Source organism: Sneathiella sp. HT1-7 (genome assembly GCF_020731145.1).
Classification (GTDB): Bacteria; Pseudomonadota; Alphaproteobacteria; order Sneathiellales; family Sneathiellaceae; genus Sneathiella.
Map to the genome: position 1 here is coordinate 763452 of NZ_JAJFZN010000001.1, position 24645 is coordinate 788096.

At 55.0% G+C, this 24645-nt stretch carries 21 protein-coding genes; 3 read left to right on the top strand and 18 right to left on the bottom strand.

The window, feature by feature from the left end; genetic code table 11:
- Positions 1 to 29: 29 nt before the first annotated feature.
- The 13 genes from addA to LKE13_RS03735 form a co-directional block, all read right to left on the bottom strand.
- Positions 30 to 3419, bottom strand: a complete 3390-nt coding sequence (addA, locus tag LKE13_RS03675; RefSeq protein WP_227948341.1) for a double-strand break repair helicase AddA — start codon at positions 3417 to 3419, stop codon at positions 30 to 32.
- Entirely contained in the window at positions 3416 to 6400 is a 2985-nt protein-coding gene (addB, locus tag LKE13_RS03680; RefSeq protein ID WP_227948342.1) for a double-strand break repair protein AddB, read from the bottom strand. Before addB ends, addA begins: the two co-directional genes overlap by 4 nt.
- Positions 6397 to 7128, bottom strand: coding sequence for a nucleotidyltransferase family protein (locus LKE13_RS03685; RefSeq protein WP_227948343.1), 732 nt, complete (start codon positions 7126 to 7128; stop codon positions 6397 to 6399). Before LKE13_RS03685 ends, addB begins: the two co-directional genes overlap by 4 nt.
- On the bottom strand, positions 7125 to 8087 hold the full coding sequence (locus LKE13_RS03690; protein WP_227948344.1) for an aminoglycoside phosphotransferase family protein: 963 nt from the start codon (positions 8085 to 8087) through the stop codon (positions 7125 to 7127). The genes LKE13_RS03685 and LKE13_RS03690 overlap by 4 nt, the downstream gene beginning before the upstream one ends.
- Positions 8080 to 8571: a tRNA (adenosine(37)-N6)-threonylcarbamoyltransferase complex ATPase subunit type 1 TsaE gene (gene tsaE, locus LKE13_RS03695; RefSeq protein WP_227948345.1), complete on the bottom strand. Its 492-nt coding sequence runs from the start codon at positions 8569 to 8571 to the stop codon at positions 8080 to 8082. Before tsaE ends, LKE13_RS03690 begins: the two co-directional genes overlap by 8 nt.
- Before the next feature lie 8 nt (positions 8572 to 8579).
- The gene (locus tag LKE13_RS03700) at positions 8580 to 10682 is read right to left on the bottom strand and encodes a sensor histidine kinase (protein ID WP_227948346.1); all 2103 of its coding nucleotides are present in this window, start codon (positions 10680 to 10682) and stop codon (positions 8580 to 8582) included.
- Positions 10683 to 10854: 172 nt separating this feature from the next.
- Complete coding sequence (gene ahcY / locus LKE13_RS03705; protein WP_227948347.1) at positions 10855 to 12150, bottom strand: adenosylhomocysteinase; 1296 nt, start codon at positions 12148 to 12150, stop codon at positions 10855 to 10857.
- A 154-nt stretch (positions 12151 to 12304) separates the two neighbouring features.
- Positions 12305 to 12568: an HPr family phosphocarrier protein gene (locus tag LKE13_RS03710; protein WP_227948348.1), complete on the bottom strand. Its 264-nt coding sequence runs from the start codon at positions 12566 to 12568 to the stop codon at positions 12305 to 12307.
- Between the two features lie 42 nt (positions 12569 to 12610).
- A complete protein-coding gene (locus LKE13_RS03715; protein ID WP_207042374.1) occupies positions 12611 to 13015 on the bottom strand; it encodes a PTS sugar transporter subunit IIA in 405 nt (134 codons plus the stop codon).
- Between the two features lie 37 nt (positions 13016 to 13052).
- A complete protein-coding gene (gene rapZ / locus LKE13_RS03720) occupies positions 13053 to 13946 on the bottom strand; it encodes an RNase adapter RapZ (protein ID WP_227948349.1) in 894 nt (297 codons plus the stop codon).
- Between the two features lies 1 nt (position 13947).
- On the bottom strand, positions 13948 to 14379 hold the full coding sequence (locus LKE13_RS03725) for an HPr kinase/phosphorylase (RefSeq protein WP_227948350.1): 432 nt from the start codon (positions 14377 to 14379) through the stop codon (positions 13948 to 13950).
- 25 nt (positions 14380 to 14404) lie between these two features.
- Positions 14405 to 16075: a stimulus-sensing domain-containing protein gene (locus tag LKE13_RS03730; RefSeq protein ID WP_227948351.1), complete on the bottom strand. Its 1671-nt coding sequence runs from the start codon at positions 16073 to 16075 to the stop codon at positions 14405 to 14407.
- A 21-nt stretch (positions 16076 to 16096) separates the two neighbouring features.
- The gene (locus LKE13_RS03735) at positions 16097 to 16795 is read right to left on the bottom strand and encodes a response regulator transcription factor (protein WP_227948863.1); all 699 of its coding nucleotides are present in this window, start codon (positions 16793 to 16795) and stop codon (positions 16097 to 16099) included.
- A 203-nt stretch (positions 16796 to 16998) separates the two neighbouring features.
- On the opposite strand from LKE13_RS03735, the gene LKE13_RS03740 reads away from it, so the two are divergent.
- The 3 genes from LKE13_RS03740 to LKE13_RS03750 all read left to right on the top strand — a co-directional run bounded on the left by LKE13_RS03740 (position 16999) and on the right by LKE13_RS03750 (position 20725).
- A complete protein-coding gene (locus LKE13_RS03740; RefSeq protein WP_227948352.1) occupies positions 16999 to 17721 on the top strand; it encodes a HugZ family protein in 723 nt (240 codons plus the stop codon).
- Positions 17722 to 17909: 188 nt separating this feature from the next.
- Complete coding sequence (locus tag LKE13_RS03745; protein WP_227948353.1) at positions 17910 to 19517, top strand: phosphoenolpyruvate carboxykinase; 1608 nt, start codon at positions 17910 to 17912, stop codon at positions 19515 to 19517.
- Between the two features lie 275 nt (positions 19518 to 19792).
- The gene (locus LKE13_RS03750; protein WP_227948354.1) at positions 19793 to 20725 is read left to right on the top strand and encodes an AEC family transporter; all 933 of its coding nucleotides are present in this window, start codon (positions 19793 to 19795) and stop codon (positions 20723 to 20725) included.
- Here LKE13_RS03750 and LKE13_RS03755 read toward each other — a convergent pair.
- Genes LKE13_RS03755 through coaBC form a run of 5 tightly spaced genes read right to left on the bottom strand, consistent with a single transcriptional unit; the run spans position 20713 to position 24629 of the window.
- Positions 20713 to 21513, bottom strand: a complete 801-nt coding sequence (locus LKE13_RS03755) for a HesA/MoeB/ThiF family protein (protein ID WP_227948355.1) — start codon at positions 21511 to 21513, stop codon at positions 20713 to 20715. The genes LKE13_RS03750 and LKE13_RS03755 overlap by 13 nt on opposite strands.
- A 4-nt stretch (positions 21514 to 21517) precedes the next feature.
- Entirely contained in the window at positions 21518 to 22471 is a 954-nt protein-coding gene (gene cysK / locus LKE13_RS03760; RefSeq protein WP_227948356.1) for a cysteine synthase A, read from the bottom strand.
- Between the two features lie 23 nt (positions 22472 to 22494).
- Positions 22495 to 22944, bottom strand: a complete 450-nt coding sequence (locus LKE13_RS03765; RefSeq protein ID WP_227948357.1) for an RrF2 family transcriptional regulator — start codon at positions 22942 to 22944, stop codon at positions 22495 to 22497.
- A 3-nt stretch (positions 22945 to 22947) separates the two neighbouring features.
- Positions 22948 to 23418, bottom strand: coding sequence for a dUTP diphosphatase (gene dut, locus LKE13_RS03770; RefSeq protein WP_227948358.1), 471 nt, complete (start codon positions 23416 to 23418; stop codon positions 22948 to 22950).
- Entirely contained in the window at positions 23415 to 24629 is a 1215-nt protein-coding gene (gene coaBC, locus LKE13_RS03775) for a bifunctional phosphopantothenoylcysteine decarboxylase/phosphopantothenate--cysteine ligase CoaBC (protein WP_415776495.1), read from the bottom strand. The genes dut and coaBC overlap by 4 nt, the downstream gene beginning before the upstream one ends.
- Between the last annotated feature and the right edge of the window lie 16 nt (positions 24630 to 24645).

A 24645-nucleotide genomic window follows, 5' to 3' on the forward strand; every position in this document is an offset into this window, starting at 1 on the left:
TCGCCTATTGCAACGTCAAGTAACCTTGATCACAAAAGCGCATCCGGCAGTTCCATGAGGTGCGGTCCCTCCGTCCAGAGAAGCGCACATTTCACCGCTTTTCCGGGATACATCCCGCTAAGTGCGCGGCGATAGAGGGACATCTGCCTTATATATAAGGCAGGAACCGCGCTGATTTCCTGAGGTGACGGGCGATTTGTCTTGTAATCGATGACAAGAATTTCCTCATCGCCGATCAACAGCCGGTCAATCTGCCCAGAGAGAACCCGCCCCTCGATCACGCCGCTGATGGGGACTTCCGCCTGACTACCCGGTCCAAATATTGCGGAAAAATCAGGATCATTGATCACAGCGAGGGTTTCTTGCAGGATTTCCGCCTGACGATCCTCATCCAATCCGTGGATCGGGCGTGAAAGCCAGGCTTTCGCCGCCCGCTCCCGCGCGGCCAGATCAATTGACGGCAAAGTTTCCAGTAGCCTATGCACAAGAAGACCCCGATGGAACCGCCGACCGTCATCCAGCCCGAGCGGGGAAGACGCCATCGTCTCATCCTCATCGCGCGACGGTACGAGCGGTCGGGGTGGGCTTGGTTCGTCTGGCGCAGGTCGCGAAATCCATTCTGGGAGTGGCGCCAGTGGAATCGGTACCACCTCAGTCGTTTCCGCTCTTTCCGTTACTGTCCCGCTCGACCAGCGGCGCGCCACCTCGCCCCAAGGCAGTTTTACTTCTTCAACCCCTTCGCCGAAAGCCGGATCGATCAACTCATACCAGCAATCGGCGGGTCTTTTTTTCTTACCTTCCCAACCGCAGATATAGAGACGATCCTCGGCCCGGGTGAGCGCAACATAGAGGAGCCGCTTTTTCTCTTCGAGCTGCCGCTCTTTCGAAAGTTCCCGCATGCGCGCGGTCAACGCATCGTCATTGTCCGTCTTCACCGGCCAAAGCGGAAAAGGCGCCTCCTCCTCCGTCCAGAAGATTGCGGGCTGTGCGCGTGTGCCTTGGCAAGTATCGGGTAGAAAGACAATCGGTGCCTGCAATCCCTTTGATCCATGCACAGTCAGCACACGCACCTCATTGCGGCCCTGCTCCATATCGCGTTTAACCTCTGACGCGCCCGCGTCGATCCAATGCAGAAAGCTCTGTAGGGAACTCGCCTCCGTCCGTTGGAAATTAAGCGCGAGGGAGAGAAACTCCTCAATCGGGTCTGCTGCCTCCTGACCGAGACGGCCAAGCAGTTTCTTTCGTCCGCCAAGGCGGCCGAGAATATCGGCGAAGAATTCATAAACGGGCACAAAATCCGCGCGTGCCAGCAACTCACTGAGGAATGTCCGTGCCTGATCAAACAAGGGCAAGCCCGTTTTGTTATCGCGAAGAGCGCGCCACAGACTGCCTTTGCGGCCATAGGCAAGCTCGAAAAGCTGGTTGTCATCACAACCCACGAAGGGGCTTTTCAGGATCACAGCGAGATTGAGGTCATCTTCGGGAAGCAGCACAAAACGCGCGAGCGCCAGCAGGTCCATCACCGCAAGCTGTTCTGTCAGCACCATCCGGTCAGTACCCGCAACAGGAATTTCCGCCGTTTTAAGCGCCCGCACCACATGTCCAAAGAAGACATTCCGGCTCTGAACGAGGATCATTATATCCTTAGGCGCGATTGCGCGTCCGGTCGCGCTCAATATTTCTCCGGTGTCGAGCCAGGCTTTAATCTGCAAAGCAATATTCTTGGCAAGTTCCGCCGCAGGATTCTGGTCGAGGTTCTGCGCCATCGGCATTTCCCAGGGATCGGCCGCATCGATTTCCGGTGGCTTTACTGTTGGCCAGATTTCCACAAGCCCCGCCGCGCCTGCACGGCGAACCAGATGCTTGACCATATCGCCCGACGCGGTCAGTCCTTTGCGTGCTTCTTCCGCCTCAAATACCCGATCCACTAGATCGAGAACACTCTCCGTTGAGCGGAAGGAAAGATCGAGCGGGACATTCCGCCAGTCTTTCTTCGCCGCGCGAGCACGTTCTTCGAACTGGCGGCGCATCACATCAAATGTAGCGGGGTCCGCCCCCTGAAACGAATAAATCGACTGTTTTTCATCGCCCACAACGAAGAGCGTTCGTTCGGTGGGGACCGCGCCATCGCCGGAGAAAAACTCCTCCGCCAGCGCGGCGATGACCTGCCATTGCGCCGCACTCGTATCCTGCGCCTCATCGACGAGGATATGCTCTATGCCGCCGTCCAGCTTATACATAACCCAGGGCGCGACGCCGTCACCGGTCAGTAAATCGCGGGTTTTTAAAATGAGGTCATCATAATCGAGCCGCCCACGATGGGTTTTTTCCGCTTCATATCGGTCAATCAGCGCGAGGCCCAGCCGGATCAGGGCAGATGTTGAGGTCAGAACCCGCGCCTTCCGGACCGTCTCCAGCACCTTTTGAAGCCGCTCTGCCTCTTCGAGCATGACATCAAGGATTTCGGGCATGGCGTCAACGACAGCTTTGGTCGCAAGCTTAGAAAAGATTTTCCCATCATTCGTAAAAAATGCAGAGACGTATTCGTCAAAAAGCGCAGTACGTCGATCAGGCTGGAGGAGCCATGGCGCCATCTTTTCTGCTTTCTTAACATCTGAAACAGTGCCCATCAGCAGGCGGTCCACCGCGCGTCGAAGCGCAGGACCGTCAAAGGTTGTCTCCCGGCAAGCGCGGGCGATGATATGCTCTTCCGTCAACTCCGGATCGATACCGATCCTGCCCGCCAGCGCCCTGATCACCCCGTTGGGCCCGCCATACTCCGCGCGCAGGCGCAGTAGTTGACTGCGCTTACCCCCGAGATCTTTTAGAAGCTTGGAAAACCCCTCTTCATTGACCTTTTCACTCAACAGCCGCAAAGCCGCACCGAGAGCGGCATTTTCTGGTTGCTGGCATTCGAGCAATGTCTCATCGCGGGCAATCTGCATGATTTCCCCGGCGCTTCGCTCATCCATCACTTCGAAATTGGGTGACAACCGCGCCTCCAGCGGAAACCGACCAAGGACGGATTCGCAGAAAGAATGGATGGTCTGTATTTTCAAACCGCCCGGCGCATCCAACACGCTTGCAAACAGTCGCCGTGCCCAGATTGCCTCGCCGTCTGTTGCAGGCCGGCCCATTAGATCATAGAGGCTTTCGGCAAGGCGGGCATCGTCCATCACCGACCAACTGCCGAGCGTGGCATTCAGCCGGTTTGCCATTTCCGCCGCCGCTGCCTTGGTGAAGGTAATACAGAGTATTTTTTCGGGGGGCGTACCCGCCAGCATCAGCCGCAAGCTCCGCTCCACCAACACCCGTGTCTTGCCCGACCCGGCGGATGCAGAAACCCAAACCGACTTATCCGGATCGGCCGCCTGTTTCTGCCGCGCTATGCCATTGTCAACAAGGTCAGTTAAGCTCATTCCGCATCCTCCCCGCTCGACCATTCCTTGACCCGGGCGAGATGCTCATAGTCATTGAAGCGATAAGGCAGGTCCGGGCGCGGACAACTTAAATATGGCGTCGCCTGCCGGTCGAACTGCGCGATAAGGCGCAGCAGCCCTTCATAAGCCTCTTCCGCCAGCGTTTCCGGCGGTGGCGTTTTCTTGCCCCCCGCGGTACGGAATTCACCCGCCGGATCACCACCGCTTAACCGGACATAGGCAAGCTCCTCGACCGGAGCGGGGGTAATCTTTGTGAAACCACCCCTGGCCAGCATCGCCGCCTCCAGCGCGAGCTGCGGCGCAACGCCGGTCTCCACTTCGGTGATCGAAGGCGGCGCACCCGTTTTATAGTCAAGAATGGAGAGCGTGCCCTCTGCCTCCAATATATCAATCCGGTCAGCGGTCCCGCTCAAAACGAATTTCGCATGGGGCGCGGGGATATCTATCTGCCCCTTAACCTCTGTTTCCAACGTTCGAAACTTCTTGCGTCGTGCCGTCTCGAAATCAACAAACCAGTCGGCAACCCGCTCGAACCGTGGCCACCAGAACGCCCAGACGGCTGGATAGGACAGCACATCACCGAAAGCCGCCCGACCAAAATCCAGAAGCTTTTCACGGGCATCAGGGGGAAGCTGCACCGGGTAATAGTTGATAAACTCCTCCAGCGCGGCATGAATAAACGTGCCCTTATCGGCCGCTGACGGATCAGTTGAAATGTCATCGAGTGGAGAAAGCTTCAGGATCTGTTCAGCGAAGATGGAGTAAGGGTCCTTGATCCATTTCTCGATCCGTGTCACCGAGAGACGGCGCGGACGCGCATCAACCGGCGGTGTGGGACGGGGCGCGAGAACCGGTTGTACTTCCATAGGTTGGTCGAGCTGTTGTTGCCAATCAAAAACTGATCGTGCGCCGTCTGTATCCAGCGTCAGATCAAACTTCTTCAGAAAAGTTTCCAGCCGAAGCAGCCAGCGGGAGGGAACTGTCGGCGTGCCATCGATTTTCGCCGCGCGCGTCATTACCACTTCGGCGGCACCAAAGGCCTGCTGAAAGTCATGAGCAGAAAGTCCAATCTTCTGTTCCGGCAGGGGGAGGCCGAATTTTTCCCGCATCGGCCGACTCATCCAGGGATCATTTCCGGCGTCAGGGGGCCAGCTTCCCTCATTCAGCCCGCCCAGAATTACCAGATCGGCGCGCCCAAGCCGCCCTTCTATCGGACCCCAAATCTGCAGGCGCGGGTGCAGGCCATATTGCGGGCGGACCATGCGCCCGCGCATCAAGTTGTCGAGAAGCTCGGGCCAACTTGTCGGATCAAACGCATCGATCACATCAGCGGCACGCATGAGTTCCGACAGAAAAGACGCCGCGGCATCCCCGAAATTACCGCGCCAGAGCGCTGAGCTTTCCGTCTCCGCCGGGGTTGAGAGATTTTCCGCGAATTTAATAAAGAACTTCAGGAACTCTGCAAAATCAACTTCGCCATATCTGATCATTTCCTCAAGCGGAGCAGCAAGATTTGTCAGATCCTGAAACCAGTGTTTGACACTTTCCTCTGCCTCGCTCATGGAAAGCGCTCTTGCGATACCCTCAAAACCGGAGGCCGGACGCGGTCCGCGCAACGTAGCCAGTTCCAATGCGCGGACATGGCGGCGAAATATTTCCGGCGCGATGCCCCCGGACGCGAGCGGATGCTTGAGCGCAGCGAGCAACGCGACCGGTTCCGCCTCGCTTTCGATCAGTCGGGCAAGCAGGCGCAGAAAGACGCCGGGCGGCGATTGATCGAGGCTGATACCCGCGCTGTCGTCCACATCAATGTTCCAGCGGCGCAATTCCGCCCCCACCCGTCGGGAAAGATCGCGATCCGGGGTGATTAAGACGGCCGTTTTGCCATCCGTTTCCAGCGCTTCGCGCATCAGAAGGGCAATGGATTGTGCCTCTCCTTGAGCGTCCAGACAGTCGAGCTGCCGGATACCATCAAGAGCGGTCTCTTCGGGAGTCGCTGCCTGCTGCCATTGATCACTGGTCGCGGCGGGTCGCAGCGCTTCTGCGAGCAATGCCGAGCGCGCCGAGGGGGAGGAGAGGAATTCCGCATCGATGAGATCTTCAACCTCCTCCCGCGAGATACCAAACTTATCCAAAAGCAGGGAGAGGCCGTGCTGCGGATGGGTCGGATCACGGCGCAAAACCTGCCAACTTTCCGCATCCAGATGGCGATCCAGCCCGGGCAGGATAACAGTTCCATTTGGCAGCTCGGCCACGGTTTTGAGCAAAAGCGCCGTCGCCGGTATGGAACCGGTGGAGCCCACTGCATAAACCGGCGCTGTAGGCGGGTTTTCCTGCCAATGTTCAACCTGCGCCCGGAGCAGCAAGTCCCGCCGCAGTGCCGGATCGATTGCGCCTTCCGCGGCAAGGATCGCGGGCCAGTTCAGGCTGAGGATTTCAAGGAATTCAAGCGTGACCTGCCAATGGGTGGCATATTCAGCCGGGACCAGTTTCTTAAGATCCGCAAGATCCAACCCTTCCGTTTGTACCTGATCAAGAAAACGGGCGAGCGCTGAGGCAAGGCCCGCCGCCTCCGCGATCCCGCCTGCATGATCGCCACGCGCTTGGATCAGACGACTCAAGAGCAGCTGACGCCGTAAAGGGTCAATCGCAGGAGGCAGGGACAGCAGCTTTTCACCTGCCCCGCCGATGCCGATATCGCTTTCAAGCAGCAACTCATCTTCTTCCACGTCACCGATGGGGCGCATGCGCGGAAGCATTAGGGGTTTGCCCGCCGTCTCCCGCAGGAACGCGCTTTGCAATGCGCGCGCCGCGCGCCGCGTGGTCGTCAGAATAGTAATTTCACTAAGGGATTGACCATTGGCGCCGTGACGCCGCAATAATTCTCTCGCCAGAACATCTACAAAGGAATATTCCGGCGGAATATTGAGAACCTGCGGAGATTTCCTAATCTCCGTCATCGTAGCGCTTCGATCTTTTCACCCGCCTCGATAACAGCATCGGGCGTACCCACATGCAACCAGTGGCCTTCATGCAGGAGACCATAAAGCCGTCCGTTCGCAAGTGCCTTGTCATAAAGTAGGTTAAGGGAAAAGGCCCCGTCGGGCGTATCGTCGAAAAGCACCGGGTTCAAAATCTGAACTCCTGTAAAGAGATAGGGCGCGCCTTCCCCTTGCGTGCGGCGGGTCAGCCGACCATCCGAACCCAGATGAAAATCGCCTTTTCCCGCATATCCGACGGCCGTTTCCACCGGATGCAACAACAATAATGCATCCATTTTTTCACTGTCCCACAAATCATGCATTTTAAGCAGCGAGCTCGCGCCCGAATCTAGAACAATAACATCGGAATTTAGAACGAAGAACGGGCTGGCCCCCAGAAGCGGCAATGCTTTTTTGACCCCGCCGCCCGTCTCAAGCAGCACGGCCGTTTCATCGGAGACAGCGATTTCCAAATCGGTAACCGCGCCAACATATTCGGATATCTGTCCGGCCAGATGATGCTTGTTCACCACAACGGAGCGAATGCCGGCGCAGCGCAAAAGGTCAAAGCAATAATCGATCAGTGCCTGCCCTGCGACCTTTACCAGCGGTTTCGGCGTAACATCTGTAATCGGGCGAAGGCGGGTGCCGAGCCCGGCCGACAGAATCATCACGCGCATATCCGGAAGATTGGGTAAATCCGTCACGATTTCCCCTCGCCGATAGTCAATTGGAGCCAGTTGCGAAGCGCCGCGAGGCCCGGATGCGCTAAATTCCCAGCAAGGTGCTGCTGCATCCGGGGGATCATATCAAGATATCGCGTTTTCCCCTCCACCTTCGCAAGGCGGCAGAAAATGCCCATAATCCGAAGCGCCCGATGCGCGCCCAAAATGGCGTAGGATTCAAGAAATGCCGCCTCCTCCACGCCGGTTTCATCGAGATAGTGATAAATCATCTCCGCGGCCAATGTCTCATCCACATCCCGCCGGGCATCCTGCAAAAGGGAGACAAGGTCATAGGCCGCAGGTCCTTTCAGCGCATCCTGAAAATCAAGAAGCCCCAGAGCTTTGAGCCCCTTCCGGTCTTTTAAATACAACAGGTTTTCTGAGTGAAAATCCCGGAGTAACATCACATTCGGCCCCATGCGCATTCTGGGGAGCATATTTTCCCAAATTTCTCGGTAAAATTCGCGCGGTTCATCGGAGAGCGGTCCGTCAAGTTTTTCAGGCACATAAAAATCAAGAAACATCTCATTCTGCGCCCGCAGGTAATCATCGGAAAACACCGGTAGAAACTCGGGCGGAGGAGTTTTCGCGAGATCAACCAGAAAATCGACGGCAAGACAGTAAAGCGGCTTCTCCGCCTCACCCGCTTCAAAAAGCCGTGCGAACAGATCATCCCCCAGATCCTCCAGAAGCAAAAATCCCTCAGCGGTATCCTCCGCCTGAATTTCAGGCGCGCTGTATCCGCGCCCGATCAGCGTTTTAGAAATTTCGGTGAAGCGGGTAACGTCCTCGGGCGGCGGTGCATCCATCAAGATCAGAGACTTTTCGCCCACCTCAATCCGTTCATAACGGCGGGAAGACGCATCCCCGGCAAGCGGATGACGCGGCGCGTCCTCAACGCCATTGCGTTTCAAAAAGGCGTAAAGCGCCGTCTCACGCATTATGCGCCTCCGCCAGTTTTGTGAGGCGACGGCGCCAGTCATCCCCGCCATAAAAGCCAAAAATCCGCGCTTCTTCGTCGGCTCCTTCCTCAGCTTTTATCTCGATCAGCAGATGATCTTCAGGCAGATACTTGCCGAGCCGGTCTGGCCATTCGATTAGGGAAACGCCTGTATCAAATGCCTCGTCAATATCCAGCTCAAATGCCTCTTCCGGGCTTTCAAGGCGATAAAGGTCATAGTGATAGAGACAGAAATCATCGAAATCATAGGTCAGTAGAAGATTATATGTCGGACTCGGTACGTCGATGTCTTCCTCCGCAAGATGCCGCACCAACGCCCGGGCAAAAGCTGTCTTTCCTGAACCCAGCGTACCGCCAAGGGCAATAATATCGCCGGGCTTCAACAGACTGGCGATCTCGCCCGCGAGGGTTGCCGTTCCGGCGAGAGAATTAACGCGCCTATCGAAAAGGAATGATTGTGTCATGGCGCCCGTCAGGAATTTTCGACCATCTGCGTCGGCACGGCGGCCACAGTCGCAGGGAGGTAGCAGGAAACAGTCGTGCCGATATTTTCCTTGGAAGTGAGCGCAACATACCCGCCATGCAGCTCGACAAAACTTTTCACCAAAGAGAGGCCGAGACCGGCGCCCGCATTCTGCTTCGTGGTATCGCCCTTCGAGAACCGCTCAAAAATATGCTCAATCTGATCCTCGGCGATCCCTTTTCCATTGTCACGAACTGTCATGACATACCCGTCATTCGTTCTATGTGCGCCAAGGACAATCTCGCCCATTGATGGGGTGAACTTGATGGCATTGCTGAACAGGTTAAAAATCACTTGTTTGATGCGCCGTTCATCCACATCGACAAAACCGAGATCCTCTTCGATCTCAGTCTTGATCACCAAGTGCCGTTTCTTTGCGCGATCCTGTACCATGGGAACAACTGTCCGAAGCATTGCCGCAAAATCAACAGGCGCCTTTTCAAGTTCCATCTTGCCCGCCTGAATGTTCGCCATGTCGAGAATGTCGTTAACGAGCAACAACAAATGGTCGGAACTTTCAAGAATACCCTGTCCGTATTCCACCTGCTTCTCATTGAGCGGACCAAAGAATTCCTTCACCAGTATTTCGGCAAATCCGATGATGGTATTGAGCGGGGTGCGCAATTCATGGCTAACGCTTGCCACGAACTCAGATTTCATCCTGTCCGCCGCTTCCAATGCCTCATTACGCTCCTGCAGCGCCCGCTGCGCGCGGAGTTCATGTGTCACATCAACATAGGTGAAAAGGACATTTCCATCCGGCAGAGGCACGCGGTTAAAGTCTATGATGGTGCCATTCGCCCGCTCAATGCGTCCGCTGGCGGCATCACGGCGAGTCACATTGGCAATATATTTTTCCCTCAGATCGTCCGGCCATTTCTGATCTGATCTTTCCATATGGTAGTCAATGATCTGTGAGATATGGCAATCTTCCTGCAAATCCTCGTCTTCAACATCCCAAATTGCGCAGTAAGCGGCGTTATAGAGTTTCAAACGCGCATCTGATCCAAATACAGCCACCCCTTCATAAAGATTGTCAAGCGTCGCGCGCTGAACCGCGATCTGGGTATTGCGCGCCCGCTCTAACACGACCTTGTCGGTCACATCCTCAAACAGGAACAAAAGTCCCCCGAACGGATGTGGCGTGATAATGTTGCGCAATACTGTTTCGTCAGGAAGCTGGACCAGTTCCTCACGCATCTCGATCACATTGGTAAAGAGCGCCCGGCGCTTATCCTTGTAGGATGCGAAATCCGCTTGTTCAGGCAACCGGCGCAATTCCCGCTGTTTATCCAGTACCTCGCTGATGGTTGGCTTGCCATAGAGAAAATCATCGCTTATGCGCCAAAGCTTGGCATAGGTCTGGTTGAAAAATTCGAGCCGTTGATCCGGGCCGTAAATGGCGATGGCGCTAGCCACGTTTTCCAAAACGTCGGCATGGCCCTCGATATGACGTTTAAGTTCCTCGGAAAGTTCTGTCTCTCCGGTGGTATCCATTGCAAAACCCGCCAATTGGTTATCATATTCCAGCGGCGTTTCGACAATCTTGAAACTGAGCCGATCTCCCTCGACTATATAACGGCGGGTCTCGCTCTGTGTCATGCCGGTGACCCGCGCCTTTGTCGCCAGCTTGCGAGCCTGATCCGGATCGCGGCTTGAAGCCAGTTCCGGCACGGCCGTTTCCTCGCCATCGTCAATGCCGGCAATGTCCGAATATTTCCGGTTGCGCCAAATGATCTTGGAGTTCTGGTCGCGACGCCAGATCGGGATAGGTGCCGCATTCAACAGTTCAATAAAGTCATCGCGTTCCTGCCGCGCCGTCGCGAGAGAGGATTTCAGCGATATAATCTCCGACTGCGCCCGCTCCTGCTCCAATGTCAGGGAATCGATTGTCTCTTCATAGCCTTGTTGCTTTTCACTTTCCTGATCGATTTGACCAAGAAGGGCCAGGGCCTTTTTGCGCATGACAAAAAACGCCATCAGCAAGCCGATAACGGCGAGCGTCAACAACCAGACAAGCGTCAACTGTGTTGAGGTAAAATCTTCTATCATCCTTGCCGGTTCAAAGCTTTTGCCTATTTATCTCACCATGATGGTGTCGTTTCTCATGGTGCCACCCCCTACGCTCGGCGACATCTTCCAGAGAATAGAAAAAAAATGGCCGGAGGGATAGTCCCGCCAGCCATTTCTCTTTAATCAGGCAATATGTCATCTGCCAAGGTAATTAATACCGATAGTGATCGGGCTTGTACGGACCGGCCTGCGGCACAGCGATATAGTCCGCCTGCTCTTTGCTTAGTTCAGTCAGTTTTACCCCGAGCTTATCGAGATGCAGTCTTGCAACTTTTTCATCCAGATGCTTGGGCAGTACATAAACTTCATTCTTATATGTATCGTGGCGTTCCCACAATTCGATCTGCGCCAACACCTGATTGGTGAAGGATGCGCTCATCACAAAGCTGGGATGACCGGTGGCGCAACCGAGATTGACCAGGCGGCCTTCGGCCAACACGATCAGACGCTTGCCATCCGGGAATTCAACCTCATCGACCTGCGGCTTCACATTGTGCCAAGCGTAGTTACGCAACGCACCTATCTGAATTTCACTGTCAAAATGGCCGATGTTACAGACAATCGCGCGGTCCTTCATGTCCCGCATGTGATCGAGGGTAATAACATCGATATTGCCGGTGGTGGTGACAAAAATATCGCCAAATTTTGCCGCTTCATCAAGGGTAACGACTTCATAGCCTTCCATTGCCGCCTGCAGCGCGCAGATCGGATCGATTTCCGTAACCAGAACGCGGGCGCCCTGACTGCGAAGAGAGGCAGAAGAGCCCTTGCCAACGTCGCCATATCCACAGACGACGGCAACCTTGCCCGCCACCATAACGTCGGTTGCCCGCTTGATACCATCAACGAGGCTTTCGCGGCAGCCATAAAGATTGTCGAATTTCGATTTCGTCACCGAGTCATTGACGTTAATCGCCGGAACTTTCAACGTTCCGACTTTCGCCATTTCATAAAGACGGTGAACGCCGGTTGTGGTTTCCTCTGACAGACCCAGAACGTCTTTCATCAGTTCCGGATAATCATCATGCATGACCTGCGTAAGATCGCCGCCATCATCAAGGATGAGGTTCGGATGCCAGCCGTCGGGTCCTTCGATCGTCTGGACAATGCACCAGAGCGCCTCTTCCTCGGTTTCGCCCTTCCAGGCAAAGACAGGAATTCCCGCCGCCGCCATTGCGGCAGCTGCCTGATCCTGTGTCGAGAAGATATTACAGGAAGACCAGCGAACTTCCGCGCCCAGCGCCGTCAGTGTTTCAATCAGGACAGCTGTCTGGATTGTCATATGCAGGCAACCGGCAATACGCGCGCCTTTGAGTGGCTTCTTGTCACCAAATTCTTCGCGCAGCGCCATCAGGCCCGGCATTTCCGTTTCCGCAATGTTTATTTCCTTGCGGCCCCAGTCGGCCAGCGACAAATCCGCGACCTTGAAATCTTCAAATTTCGTCATGTCCTGCTCTTTCGCATAAAATTCTACAATATGGCATACCCGCAGATGGACGGGAGCCGACCTCGATTGCCGTCTGTATAGCAATCCCGTCGCACCAAATCAACACATATAAAGAAATATTTATATCGTTATAACGACAATTCTTGTCGGTTTTTCACTCCTCGCCGAACTTGTCTGTAACGAGTTCCGTCAGAGCCTCCATCGCAGCGTCGGCTTCAGGGCCAGTGACTTCTACAGAAATTGTTGTGCCATTTGAAGCCGCCAGCATCATCAGACCCATGATCGAGCTGCCGGAGACTTCGTTCTCTCCTTTTACGACATTGATATCGGCATCAAATTTTTCCGCGCATTTCACGAATTTCGCCGCTGCGCGCGCATGCAAACCGCGGGCATTACCGATCATCAGGTCGCGCTTCATCCTCGCGCGTCTTTCGTAACAGCATCCAGGAATTCAATCATATCAGGATTTGTCGGCCAGCAAGTGAGAGGCAACATTGATATATTTCCGACCAGATTCCTGTGCGGCGGCGACCGCATTGGCCATATTGTCTTCCCCACGCACACTCGCCAGCTTGATCAGCATCGGCAGGTTGATGCCGGCAATAACCTCGACATTCGCCTTTTCCATGACTGAAATGGCAAGATTGGACGGCGTCCCACCGAACATATCCGTCAGGATAATCACCCCGGCACCGCTTTCTACTTCGGCCACGGCGGCAAGAATATCCTGACGCCGTTGTTCCATATCATCATCCGGCCCAATCGATATGGCGCGCACTTGGGTTTGTGGACCCACGACATGTTCCGTCGCATTGACGAATTCCTCCGCCAAGCGTCCGTGGGTCACCAATACCATTCCGATCATATTGCTCTCATCCCTTTTTGAAATGGCACGTCTTGTCCTATCTGCTTGTTATCCCGGCACTCGCCAGATCGCGATGCACCAAATTAGCAAAATAACCGGAATTTACCATCAGGTCATGAATTTTTTCCGCCACACAAACAGAGCGGTGACGCCCGCCTGTGCAGCCGAATGCGATGGTGAGGTAAGATTTCCCCTCCTCGATATAGCGCGGCATTAACAGAAGAAGGAGCTTTGCCACCTGATCCATAAAATCTGCATAGGCCGGGTCGTCCGCGATGAAGTCCGCAACTTCCTGATCCTGGCCCGTCATCGGCCGCATATGGTTATCATAAAAAGGGTTCTGCAGGAAGCGAACGTCGAACATCAGGTCCGCTTCACGCGGGATACCATTGACGTAGGAAAAGGACATCACTGTTATCGACAGGCGCGAGGCGCGCTGCAAACTGAAATGACCTGTCAGGATGCGTTTAAGTTCAGGCTGAGACAGGCTTGTGCTATCGATCCTGAGATCCGCCGCGCTTTTAAGCCCGCCCAGCCGGTCTTTTTCCTGCCGAATCCCGTCGCCCACAGGCCGGTCCTTGGCCAGTGGATGGCGGCGACGAGTCTCGGTGAAGCGCCGTTGCAGCACCGCCTCGTCACAATCCATGAATAAAAGCCGGACTGGGTCATGTCCCTTTGCCCGCAGAGCAGCGATCACTTCCAGCACTAGATCCGTTGAGAATCCGCGGGTCCGAAAATCGATACCGATTGCGAGATTGGCGCCCACCCCGTCGCCTGCCTCATCCACCATCGCCGTCAGAAGGGAGAGCGGAATATTGTCCGCAACTTCCCACCCCATATCCTCAAACTGACGTAGCGCCGTGCTCTTGCCCGCGCCGGACAGGCCGGAGACGATAACTACCTGATTTCGAGGTCGATCCTCCGGATCCATCTTATTCATACCCTGTGAGCAATGGATTTTGACGGAGCGCGAGACGAACAATCGCAGGCGCCGACGCCATAAATGGGTCCAGCGCCCGTCGCGGAATCTCTATTCCGTCAAAAACGGTGACGTCAGCTGCTGGTGCCCGTTCAATCTGATTATAGGGCATCAGATCAAAGACAAGCGCAAGCGGAATATCGCAGACCACAGGCAGGGGCAACAACCCCAACCCCCGCACTTCTATCTTGCCTCCAATTTCCGGAGGTGCTTTCAAATAAATCGCGCCATTTCGAATATGAATCTCAGTATAGTCATCGGATATAAGAGTGCCCCCGCCATCAACAAGGCGAAGAGCAAGATCGGATTTACCGGACCCGGACTTACCCCGCAACAGGACGCCCTTCCCCTCAATCTCAACAGAACTGGCGTGACAGCTGATCATGGCTTCGACCCTATGCCAGATTTTCCTATTTTGGCAACTTTATTAGGAACATAGCGCCCAGTATATTGCCGGCCTCATCCGTACGGTTCTGCGCGGTGATCGTCCCGCCATGGGCGTCGACAACCAATCTGGAAATACTCAGGCCAAGGCCGGAATGACGGCCAAACCCTTCCGCTTTCGGCCGCTCCGTATAAAAGCGGCTGAAAATTGCGTCGAGCTTGTTCTCCGGTATGCCCGGGCCTTCATCTTCGACGCTGAGGATAACAAATTTCTCGTCCTCCTTCAGGCGGACCAATACCTGGCCATCTTCCGGTGAGAAAGAAACCGCATTATCAATCAGGTTCCGAAGCACTTGACCCAGCCGGCCCGGCAAGCCCGTAACCTTGACGGCATCCTTTGTGCGCTTGAAGTCAAAGGATATGGCTGTAAACATTTGCGTCGTACGATAGCCATCAAGAACCCCTTCGACCAGTTTGATCAGGTCGACGGGCTCACCTTCCGCGCGAGAAAGTTCCGCATCCAGCCGACTGGCGGCTGAAATGTCAGTGATCAAGCGATCGAGCCTTTTTACATCACTGGCGATAACGGCGCGAAGTTTTTCGCGGATTTTCTCGTCTTTCACCCGCTCGAACGCTTGCACCGCCGTGCCCAGGGAGGTGAGCGGATTTTTCAGCTCATGAGATACATCGGCGGCGAAGGCCTCAATCGCGTCGAGCCGGTCATACAGCGCCGTAGTCATCGACCGCAAGGAAACGGAGAGATCGCCGATCTCGTCTTTTCTTTCCGAGAAGTCGGGGATGACCATACGTCGGCCAATCCCGCGGCGCACCTTGTCCGCCGCTTCCGCCAGCATATGTATCGGCGCCGCAATCGTGCGCGCAAGGAAGAGAGAGAGGAGCAGCGTGATCACCAATGTCACGGCAAAGACAATCAACGTCGTGACCTGCGCCGAGCGAACAGATTCATCGATACTGTTGCCGCTTTCCGTGAGCAACAACCCGCCCAGAATATGCTTGAACCCCTGCACCGGAACGGACACGGAGAGGACAAGCTCCCCATTATATGTCTGGCGGGTCATGCGCCCGTTGTCGCCATTGATGGCGGTGCCTATTTCCTGAAAATCCGCCCCGCTCGGGATCGGGTTGGTTGGGAAGAGCGGATAGTCGTATTTCGCGGGGAACAGCTTTTCCCAGCCATCATAGAGTTCCTCAAAAAAAAGGCGGACAGGGCTTTTTACTTCTGGCGGAGGCAATTCCTCAGACACAATATTGCGTCCGGCGGAGATCAGGCGGCGACTGTCGGCAATCAACACCCCTTCCCGGTCAAACAGTAGTCCCGGTGTATTAGTCACAATAGAAAGACGCCGGAGAACGCGCTTTATCGGGAGAGAATCAAGCGTCAGATACTGGACCTGCCCGTCAAGAGAGACTTCCTGCAGCGCCGCCTCGCCGAGGGCGCCGGCGATCATCCGGCCATTCGTGGTCAGCGCCTGGAACCGTGCCTCGATCAGGCCATCACGGAACTGGTCAAGATACAGAACACCGCCTGCGAGAAAAACAACGGAGAAAAGATTGATCGCCATGATCCGGCGACCAAGGGAGGAAAAGGGGCCGCGCCTTACCTTTTTCTCCCGTTTCTCCGGTTTTTTCTCGTCAAGAACTGAGTCTCCGCCATGGAGCTTGGGATCCACATTCATTCCGTCTGAACCGTTCCGGTACTATTTTTCCTTGAACCGATATCCGACGCCATAGAGGGTTTCAATGGCGGAAAAGTCGGGGTCCGTTGCCTTGATCTTCTTGCGCAGCCTCTTGATATGGCTGTCGATTGTGCGATCATCCACATATATATTGTCATCATAGGCCGCATCCATAAGCTGATCGCGGCTTTTTACATGACCCGGGCGCAGTGCCAGCGCATGCAGAAGCATAAATTCAGTCACGGTGAGGGTCACTTCCCGGCCATCCCAGAAACAAGCATGGCGGATGCTGTCGAGTTTCAGCTTGCCCCGCATCATGATATCTTCTTCGCCTTCGCTCTCATTTTCCTTCACGGAGCCATGGCGCCTGAGGACGGTGCGGATACGCTCCACCAGCAGACGTTGCGAAAAGGGTTTGCGGACATAATCATCGGCGCCCATCTTGAGGCCGAGGAATTCGTCTATCTCGTCATCCTTGGAGGTCAGGAATATCACCGGCAGGCTGCTGGTGCGGCGCAACCGGTTCAAAAGTTCCATACCGTCCATACGCGGCATCTTGATATCCAGGACCGCAAGATCGGGCGGGCTGTCGGCAAAGCCTTTCAGTGCCTCCTCCCCGTCTGAATATTTATCCACCTCAAATCCTTCACTTTCCAGCAGGATCGAAACGGTGGTCAGGATATTTTGATCGTCATCGACCAAGGCTACTTTCGTGGCCATGTCAGTCTCCAGATTCATGTCATCACCTTATTGTATGATCTGTCGCATCTAATTGCCATCTACATTTAGTCAAAATAAGGCAACAGAATGTCCAATCTGAATTTACCGCCCGAAAGATCACCAAAAGCGCCGAAATTTGAGTTTTTAAGAAGGATTCTCAATTTTTCTTTTACTTTTTTGCGAATTTTTCGCAAAACAAGCTCATGTCAGATTCATCCCCTACCAATACGCGCACAAAGACAGTTCGTCGTCTCCTTCGCCGGGCGTCTACCGCTTCCCTCGCGACCTCAATGGCGTCTGATGATCAACCTTATGCCTCTCTGGTCCTCATGGCGACCGATCCGGCGGGACAACCACTTCTCCTGCTTTCTAATCTTGCGGTACATAGTAAAAATATTGCCAAGAACCCGCACATATCTCTGCTGATTACGGAAGAGGCGGGTAATCGTGATCCACTTACCTTGTCCCGCGCCTCGATGGAGGGTGTTCTTGACATCATTGAGGACGACGGACTGAAGGCCCGCTATCTCCGCCGCTTCCCCTCTGCACACGATTTCGCTGACTTTCCGGATTTCAAGCTTTACCGAATGAAAGTCTCCCGCGCCCATCTGGTCGCCGGGTTCGGCGATATTCACTGGCTCGACGGCGAGAAATTCCTGATCGATCCGGGCTTTCTCGCGTCTGACGATGCCGAAGCAGATATCATCGACCATATGAACACGGATCATTCAGACGCTGTGCAGGAGCTGGTGGCCGCCACAAAAGGCACTGCCGCCGAAGGCTGGGAAATATCCGGCATCGATGTGGAGGGAATGGATCTACGTCAGGGCTGGCAATATGAACGGATTCTTTTCCCGTCGCCCGTCGTGAGCGCAGAGGACGCCCGCAGGGGAATTATCAAGCTTTTACAAAACGCAAGAAATTAACAGAAAATTCAGCGATTCTGTTTTAAGTGGAATAAATTCAAGGGAAAAAAGAAACAGGCGCAAAAATTGATGACCATTAAGTTGCTTTTTTGGTGATACTTGTATTGCGCGCCTTATACATGCGCCCTATTCTGAAATGAAATGCCCGGAACAGGGCAACTCTGAAAAGACAGCACTGGAGAAAGATTGTGGAGCAAATTGGACCCCGTAAGAGTAGTTATGGGCTGGAAAAGAACGGCCTTGGCAACCTGGGCAAGGCATATTGGAATTTATCAACGCCGGCTTTGTACCGCGAATCCCTCCTGCGCGGAGAAGCCTCGCTTGCTGCTGGTGGCCCGATTGTCGCCCTGACCGGCCAGCATACAGGTCGTTCTGCCAATGACAAATTCATCGTGAAAGAGCCCGGTAGCGAAAAAAACATCTGGTGGGGCGCCGTCAACAAGCCGATTGAGGCCGACAAATTCTCCGCTCTGCACGGAAAAATGTGCGATTATCTTTCCGGCAAAGAAGTGTTCGTGCAGGATTGTTATGCCGGTGCTGACGTCAATAATCGACTGCGGGTCCGGATTATTACCGAATGTGCCTGGCACAATCTGTTTGCCCGCAACATGTTTATCCAGCCTGCGCCGAATGAACTTGATAATTTCGAACCTGACTTCACCATATTGCAGGTCCCTTCTTTCGAAGCTGACCCTGCTGTTGACGGTACGCGCTCCGAAGTATTCGTTCTCCCCAATTTTGCCGAGAAACTGGTGATTATCGGCGGTACGTCTTATGCCGGTGAAATCAAGAAGTCGGTATTCTCCATTCTCAACTATCTCCTGCCGGAAAAAAATATCCTGCCGATGCATTGCTCCGTCAATGTCAGCGAGGAAGGTAACCCCAGCGTTTTCTTCGGGCTGTCCGGCACCGGCAAGACCACTCTTTCCGCTGACGCCAGTAAAATGCTGATCGGTGATGACGAGCATGGTTGGTCGGATGATGGCGTTTTCAACTTCGAAGGCGGTTGCTACGCCAAGGTGATCAACCTCTCCAAGGAGGCTGAGCCAGAAATTTACGAGACTACTCGCCGCTTCGGCACAGTTCTCGAAAATGTGGTGATGGACCCGGACACAGGGGAACTTGACCTCGATGATAACAGCCTGACCGAAAACACCCGGGCCTCCTACCCGATCGAGTTTATCCCGAATGCGTCCGAAACGGGCGTTGCGGGCTTTCCGACCAACGTAGTGATGTTGACTGCAGATGCCTTTGGTGTTCTGCCTCCTATTTCCAAAATGACCCCGGAACAGGCGATGTATCATTTCCTCTCCGGTTACACCGCGAAGCTTGCTGGTACAGAAAAAGGCCTCGGCAACGAACCGCAGGCGACCTTCTCCACCTGCTTCGGTGCGCCTTTCATGCCGCGCCACCCGGCCGTATATGCAAAGCTGCTCGGTGAGAAAATCGCCAAGCACGGCGTCAACTGCTGGCTGGTCAACACCGGCTGGACCGGCGGTGAGTACGGCACCGGCCACCGCATGCCGATTGGCCATACGCGCGCACTCGTCAATGCCGCACTTGATGGCACATTGGCAAATGTCGAAACTGTAAAAGATCCGTTCTTCGGTCTCGCCATGCCAACCTCCTGCGCCGGCGTTCCATCGGACATTCTGAACCCGCGCAATACCTGGGCGGACAAGGATGCGTATGACGCGAAGGCGAAAGATCTGGTGACCCGGTTTATCAATAATTTTGAACAGTTCACAGACTATGTTGAGGATGATGTGCTGCAATCCGCACCAAAAATTGCGTAAAGATCCGCCTTAACTGGAATAAATATCACCGGCCGGGATCAGAGTGTTCCGGCCGGTTTTTTGTTGCCGTCACCAAACTGGCAAATGTTGCATTGACCTTCGTCCCCGGATATTATCCCAACCCCGAGCTTTTGATCCTGACGAGACTATCTTCGTAAGACCAAAGTATACAAAACAATACGACCAGAATTCTTTCTGCTGGCCAAATGACTCGCTATCGACCACAAAACAGGCTGACCCCGGACCTGTTCCAACAATAAAAAGGATTATCGAACATGTGGGCGATATCGCTTTCCGTGCTGCCGATCTTCTTGTTGTTGGTGCTGGGAAATTTATTGAGACGGAACGGCTTTCCGGGCGGTGATTTCTGGCACAATGCAGACCGGGTCGTCTATTGGGTCCTGTTCCCGGCCCTGCTTTTCTATAACACCACAACCGCGCCCTTCAGCAACGACCTCGTCGGCAGCTATTCCCTTGCCCTTCTGGGCGGACTTGCGGTAACGGGACTGTTGTCCCTTCTGATTGTCCGGATACTTAAGATTGACCCTCGCATCGGCGGGTCCGTCTTTCAGGGTGCGGCGCGGCATAACACGTTTATCGCCTTCGCAGTTGCCGACTATCTCTACGGAGCGGAGGGGCTTCTTCTTGCTGCTGTCGCCACGGCTGTCCTTGTGCCTGTCACCAATTTATTTTGCGTTTCTGTTCTCGTCGGCTATCAGGGGCGGTCGAACACCCAATCGCTCAAGCGGCGGCTGATCGGGGAAATTGCCCGAAACCCCTTGATTATGGCCATTGCCGTCGGTGCCTTCCTTAATTTTTCCGGGATCGGGCCCCTGCCCGTCATTAACAATTTCGCCGGGCTGCTCTCCAAGGCTGCCCTGCCCTTCGCACTTCTTTGCGTCGGTGCTGGTCTTAAAATTAAGTCCATCCATACCGGCGCGCCCTATGTCCTGATCGCAACAGTGTTGAAACTGGTTCTTTTCCCTCTTGTGATCGCGGGGGCGGCTATCGCCACAGGGTTGGAGGGTGTTGCCGCCATGATCCTGATCATCTACGGAACCATCCCGACGGCGAGTTCCGGCTATGCGCTTGCCAAACTCCTGGGGGCGGACGCCGAGGTGATGGCGGGGATTATCACCGTGCAGACCATGATTTCCATGATCACCCTGCCGCTCTCCCTTACCCTCGCCGCCGCCTATTTCATGTGACGATGGCGGGATAAGTCTGTGATTGTCGGAGTTTCACCGCAAAGAGGGCAAGCAGGATCGCGAGGAACTTTAATTTTGCGAAATTCGGCCGCAAGTGCATCGTAGAGAAGCAACCGGCCCGAGAGTCCCTCCCCGATATCGAGCAGTTCCTTTACCACTTCGACCGCCTGGAGCGTGCCGACCACACCGGCAAGCGCGCCCAGGACCCCTGCCTCGCCGCAGGTCTGCGCCACATCGGGCGGTGGCGGCGCAGGAAACAAGCAACGATAGCAAGGATTCGACCCTTCTTCATAGGGTTTGAAGGTGGTGATTTGCCCATCAAACTGCAAAATTGCTCCCGAAACGAGGGGTTTTTGTGCTAAATAGCAAGCATCATTAAGTAGAAAACGAATCTCAAAATTATCAGTGCCGTCGGCCACAAGATCATAGCCCGTGATAATCTCCTCGATATTGTCCACGGTCAGACGCTCATGATATTGGATTACGTCAATATCCGGGTTGATCTTCGCGACCGCCTCAGCCGCACTTTTCACCTTCGCCGAGCCAATATCGGCGGTACCATGGGCGATTTGCCGCTGCAAATTGGAAAGATCCACCGCATCATCATCGATAATACCGAGGGTGCCGACCCCGGCTGCGGCAAGATAGAGAGCCAAGGGAGAGCCCAGCCCCCCTGCCCCGACAAGCAGGACTTTTGAGCGCAGCAGTTTCTGTTGGCCCGCGCCACCAATTTCCCGCAGGATGATATGGCGAGCATAACGGTCAAGCTGGTCGTCGCTGAGCGCCATGACGTCAGAGACCGTCAAACAGAGCGGTTGTGAGATATCTCTCGGCAAAGGACGGAATGATAACGACGATTGTTTTACCGTCCATGTCGGGCCGATCCGCTATCTCCAGCGCCGCTGCCACTGCCGCACCGGAGGAAATACCGACAGGAATCCCCTCAAGCCGGGCCACTTCACGAGCCGTCTCGAACGCTGTTTCATTGCCGATGGTCAGCACTTCGTCAATCAGGCTCTCATCAAGGTTTTTTGGTGAAAAGCCCGCGCCGATGCCCTGAATCTTGTGCGGACCCGGTTGGCCACCGGAAAGAACGGGGCTGTCTTCGGGCTCCACCGCGACAATACGGATATCAGGGTTTTTCGCTTTCAAAACAGTGCCCACGCCGGTCAGGGTGCCGCCAGTGCCGACACCCATTACCACCACATCGACCTTGCCGCCTGTATCCGCGAGTATTTCCTTCGCCGTAGTTGCCTTGTGAACCACAGGATTGGCCGGGTTTTCGAACTGCTGCGGGATGACCGCATCCCCGATTTCCGCCTTCATTTCCTCCGCACGGGCGATGGCGCCATTCATCCCCTTTGCCGCGTCGGTCAGCTCAAGATTGGCACCGAGAAGTTTCAGCATCTTGCGCCGCTCCATCGACATGCTTTCCGGCATCACCAGTGTCAGATGATATCCCTTCGCCGCGCAAACGAAGGCAAGGCCGATGCCGGTATTTCCCGATGTCGGCTCGATAATCGCCGTATTTTCACGGATCAGGCCTGCCTCTTCCATAGATTCAATCATCGCAGCAGCAATGCGATCTTTGACGGACGCCAATGGATTAAAAAATTCAAGCTTGAGCAGGATATCGACCTTGTTGCGGCAATCTTTTGCAATCCGTCGGGCCCGAACGAGCGGGGTCGATCCGATCGTATCAACTATAGACTCATAGACCTTACCGCGCGGTGCATCATTTTTCATTCTTCAACCTATTATTTTTTATCCTATATTTCGAAATACGATCCGGCGGTCGGTGCCTCAACCTCGCCCTTCTCCACGGCCCTCTGACAGAGATCTTCAAGCGTGACGCTGTCCAGCTCCGACAGCAGGCAGGCCTGCGCCTCATTCCAAAGCGGCCCGACCACATTTTGCCCGATTTCGGAAGTGAAAATCTGCGCATCCTCTTCCGCTTCGGCCGCACTGATTACCCGGATAACATCACCCGCCGTGATCCGCCGCCGCTCTCGCGCAAGACGATAGCCGCCACGCGGGCCCCGCACCCCTTTCAGGATGCCGCCATGGACAAGCTGTTGCATGACCTGCTCCAGATAACGAAGCGGAATGCCCTGTCGCTTGGTGATTTCCTTCGATTGCACCGGATCGGGACGCGCATTAAACGCGATGTCGACCACCGCTTCCAGCGCATAGAGCATTTTCTTTGGCAGATGTAACATCGCTTAACCCACCTCCTCGACTTCGGCAACGCCTGTGGAGCCGAACCCGCCTTCGCCGCGTGCCGTCTCATCAAGTGTTTCAACCTCTCGCCAGCCGGCCTGTATCACCGGTACGATCACCATCTGTGCAATCCGGTCGCCGCGCTCAATAACAAAGGTTTCCTTGCCCGCATTCATCAGGATAATGCCAACTTCCCCGCGATAGTCCGCGTCAATGGTGCCGGGGCTATTGGGTAGGGTGATCCCTTTCTTCAGCGCTAGACCGGAGCGAGGGCGGACTTGTGCCTCATACCCGCGCGGCAGGGCCATTTTAAAGCCCGTCGGTACCAAAGCGCGTCCGCCAGGAGGAATTTCCATTGCCGTTTCCACTGCCGCGCGAACATCCATGCCCGCGCTATCCTCAGTTTCATAGGACGGTAGCGGCAGGCTTTCGCCATGGGGCAGGCGAGTGATAGAAATAGTTACGTCGGTCATGCATCAACCTCTTGAAAAAATTTGGCAATTCTGGCCGCCAATGTGCGTGCCACGGATTCCTTGCTTTGCTTTGGCCAGTCCTCGACCGAACTGCTCGTCAACAAGAACACCTGGTTTTCATCGCCGCCGAAGGTACCGGTATCGGTCCCAACGTCATTGGCAATAATCCAGTCGCAGCCCTTTTTGGCGAGCTTCGCCTTGCCATTTTCGATAATTGTTTCCGTCTCTGCGGCGAAACCAACCACCAGCGCGGGCCGACCGGATTGACGCGCGCTGACAGTCGCCAGAATATCCGGGTTTTCGGCCAGCGACAGACTGGGCAGCACGCCAGTGCGTTTCTTGATTTTCTGGTTCGCCTCCGTCTCGACGCGCCAGTCAGCGACAGCGGCGGCAAAAATGGCGCCATCGACGGGAAGGGCACTCTCACAGGCGGTGAGCATGTCTTTCGCGGATTCGACAGATTTACGCGTCACCCCGCGTGGGGCGTCCAACCGGGTCGGGCCGGAGACAAGGGTCACTTCCGCCCCCAAATCGGCAAGCGCACCGGCAATGGCGTAACCCTGCTTGCCGGAAGAACGGTTCGCGATATAACGCACCGGATCGATCGGCTCGTGAGTTGGGCCCGCCGTCACAAGCATTTTTCGCCCCCGGAGGGGCTTTTCGGCGCTATTTTGAAAAAAATCGGTGACCGCGCCGCATATTGCCTCAGGTTCCGCCATTCGGCCCGGACCATATTCACCGCAGGCCATATCGCCTTCATCCGGACCAATGGTTATGATGCCGTCATTTTTTAGGGTGGCAAGATTACGTTTCGTCGCCGGATGGTCCCACATGCGGACATTCATCGCAGGTGCAATCAACACCGGCTTATCCGTTGCGAGCAGGGCAGTTGTCGCTAGGTCGGTCGCTTGACCTGTCGCCATTTTTGCCATCAAATCTGCCGTTGCCGGGGCAACAACCAGCAGGTCAGCACTGCGCGAAAGCTGGATATGGCCCATCTCAGCTTCATCGGTGAGGGAGAAGAGCTCATCATAGACTTTCTCGCCCGTAAGGGAGGCAACGGAGAGAGGGGTTACAAACTCTTTTGCCGCCTTGGTCAGGATCGCACGGGTGCGAATGCCCTGCTTCGAGAGCAGCCGAATAAGCTCCAGCGATTTATAGGCGGCGATACCGCCGCCAATGATTAGCAGAACTGATTTATTCATCAAAATTGCGCCCGAATCCACC

What these genes read in the sequence shown, in the direction of transcription:
- LKE13_RS03700 (WP_227948346.1), bottom strand. Translation starts at nt 10,682, where the DNA reads ATGATAGAAGATTTTACCTCAACACAGTTGACGCTTGTCTGGTTGTTG.
- dut (WP_227948358.1), bottom strand. Translation starts at nt 23,418, where the DNA reads ATGACCGACGTAACTATTTCTATCACTCGCCTGCCCCATGGCGAAAGC.
- addA (WP_227948341.1), bottom strand. Translation starts at nt 3,419, where the DNA reads ATGAGCTTAACTGACCTTGTTGACAATGGCATAGCGCGGCAGAAACAG.
- LKE13_RS03740 (WP_227948352.1), top strand. Translation starts at nt 16,999, where the DNA reads ATGTCAGATTCATCCCCTACCAATACGCGCACAAAGACAGTTCGTCGT.
- rapZ (WP_227948349.1), bottom strand. Translation starts at nt 13,946, where the DNA reads ATGGATCCGGAGGATCGACCTCGAAATCAGGTAGTTATCGTCTCCGGC.
- LKE13_RS03755 (WP_227948355.1), bottom strand. Translation starts at nt 21,513, where the DNA reads ATGGCGCTCAGCGACGACCAGCTTGACCGTTATGCTCGCCATATCATC.
- ahcY (WP_227948347.1), bottom strand. Translation starts at nt 12,150, where the DNA reads ATGACGAAATTTGAAGATTTCAAGGTCGCGGATTTGTCGCTGGCCGAC.
- tsaE (WP_227948345.1), bottom strand. Translation starts at nt 8,571, where the DNA reads ATGACACAATCATTCCTTTTCGATAGGCGCGTTAATTCTCTCGCCGGA.
- cysK (WP_227948356.1), bottom strand. Translation starts at nt 22,471, where the DNA reads ATGAAAAATGATGCACCGCGCGGTAAGGTCTATGAGTCTATAGTTGAT.
- LKE13_RS03765 (WP_227948357.1), bottom strand. Translation starts at nt 22,944, where the DNA reads ATGTTACATCTGCCAAAGAAAATGCTCTATGCGCTGGAAGCGGTGGTC.
- LKE13_RS03735 (WP_227948863.1), bottom strand. Translation starts at nt 16,795, where the DNA reads ATGGCCACGAAAGTAGCCTTGGTCGATGACGATCAAAATATCCTGACC.
- LKE13_RS03730 (WP_227948351.1), bottom strand. Translation starts at nt 16,075, where the DNA reads ATGAATGTGGATCCCAAGCTCCATGGCGGAGACTCAGTTCTTGACGAG.
- LKE13_RS03725 (WP_227948350.1), bottom strand. Translation starts at nt 14,379, where the DNA reads ATGATCAGCTGTCACGCCAGTTCTGTTGAGATTGAGGGGAAGGGCGTC.
- LKE13_RS03715 (WP_207042374.1), bottom strand. Translation starts at nt 13,015, where the DNA reads ATGATCGGAATGGTATTGGTGACCCACGGACGCTTGGCGGAGGAATTC.
- LKE13_RS03750 (WP_227948354.1), top strand. Translation starts at nt 19,793, where the DNA reads ATGTGGGCGATATCGCTTTCCGTGCTGCCGATCTTCTTGTTGTTGGTG.
- addB (WP_227948342.1), bottom strand. Translation starts at nt 6,400, where the DNA reads ATGACGGAGATTAGGAAATCTCCGCAGGTTCTCAATATTCCGCCGGAA.
- LKE13_RS03710 (WP_227948348.1), bottom strand. Translation starts at nt 12,568, where the DNA reads ATGAAGCGCGACCTGATGATCGGTAATGCCCGCGGTTTGCATGCGCGC.
- LKE13_RS03690 (WP_227948344.1), bottom strand. Translation starts at nt 8,087, where the DNA reads ATGCGTGAGACGGCGCTTTACGCCTTTTTGAAACGCAATGGCGTTGAG.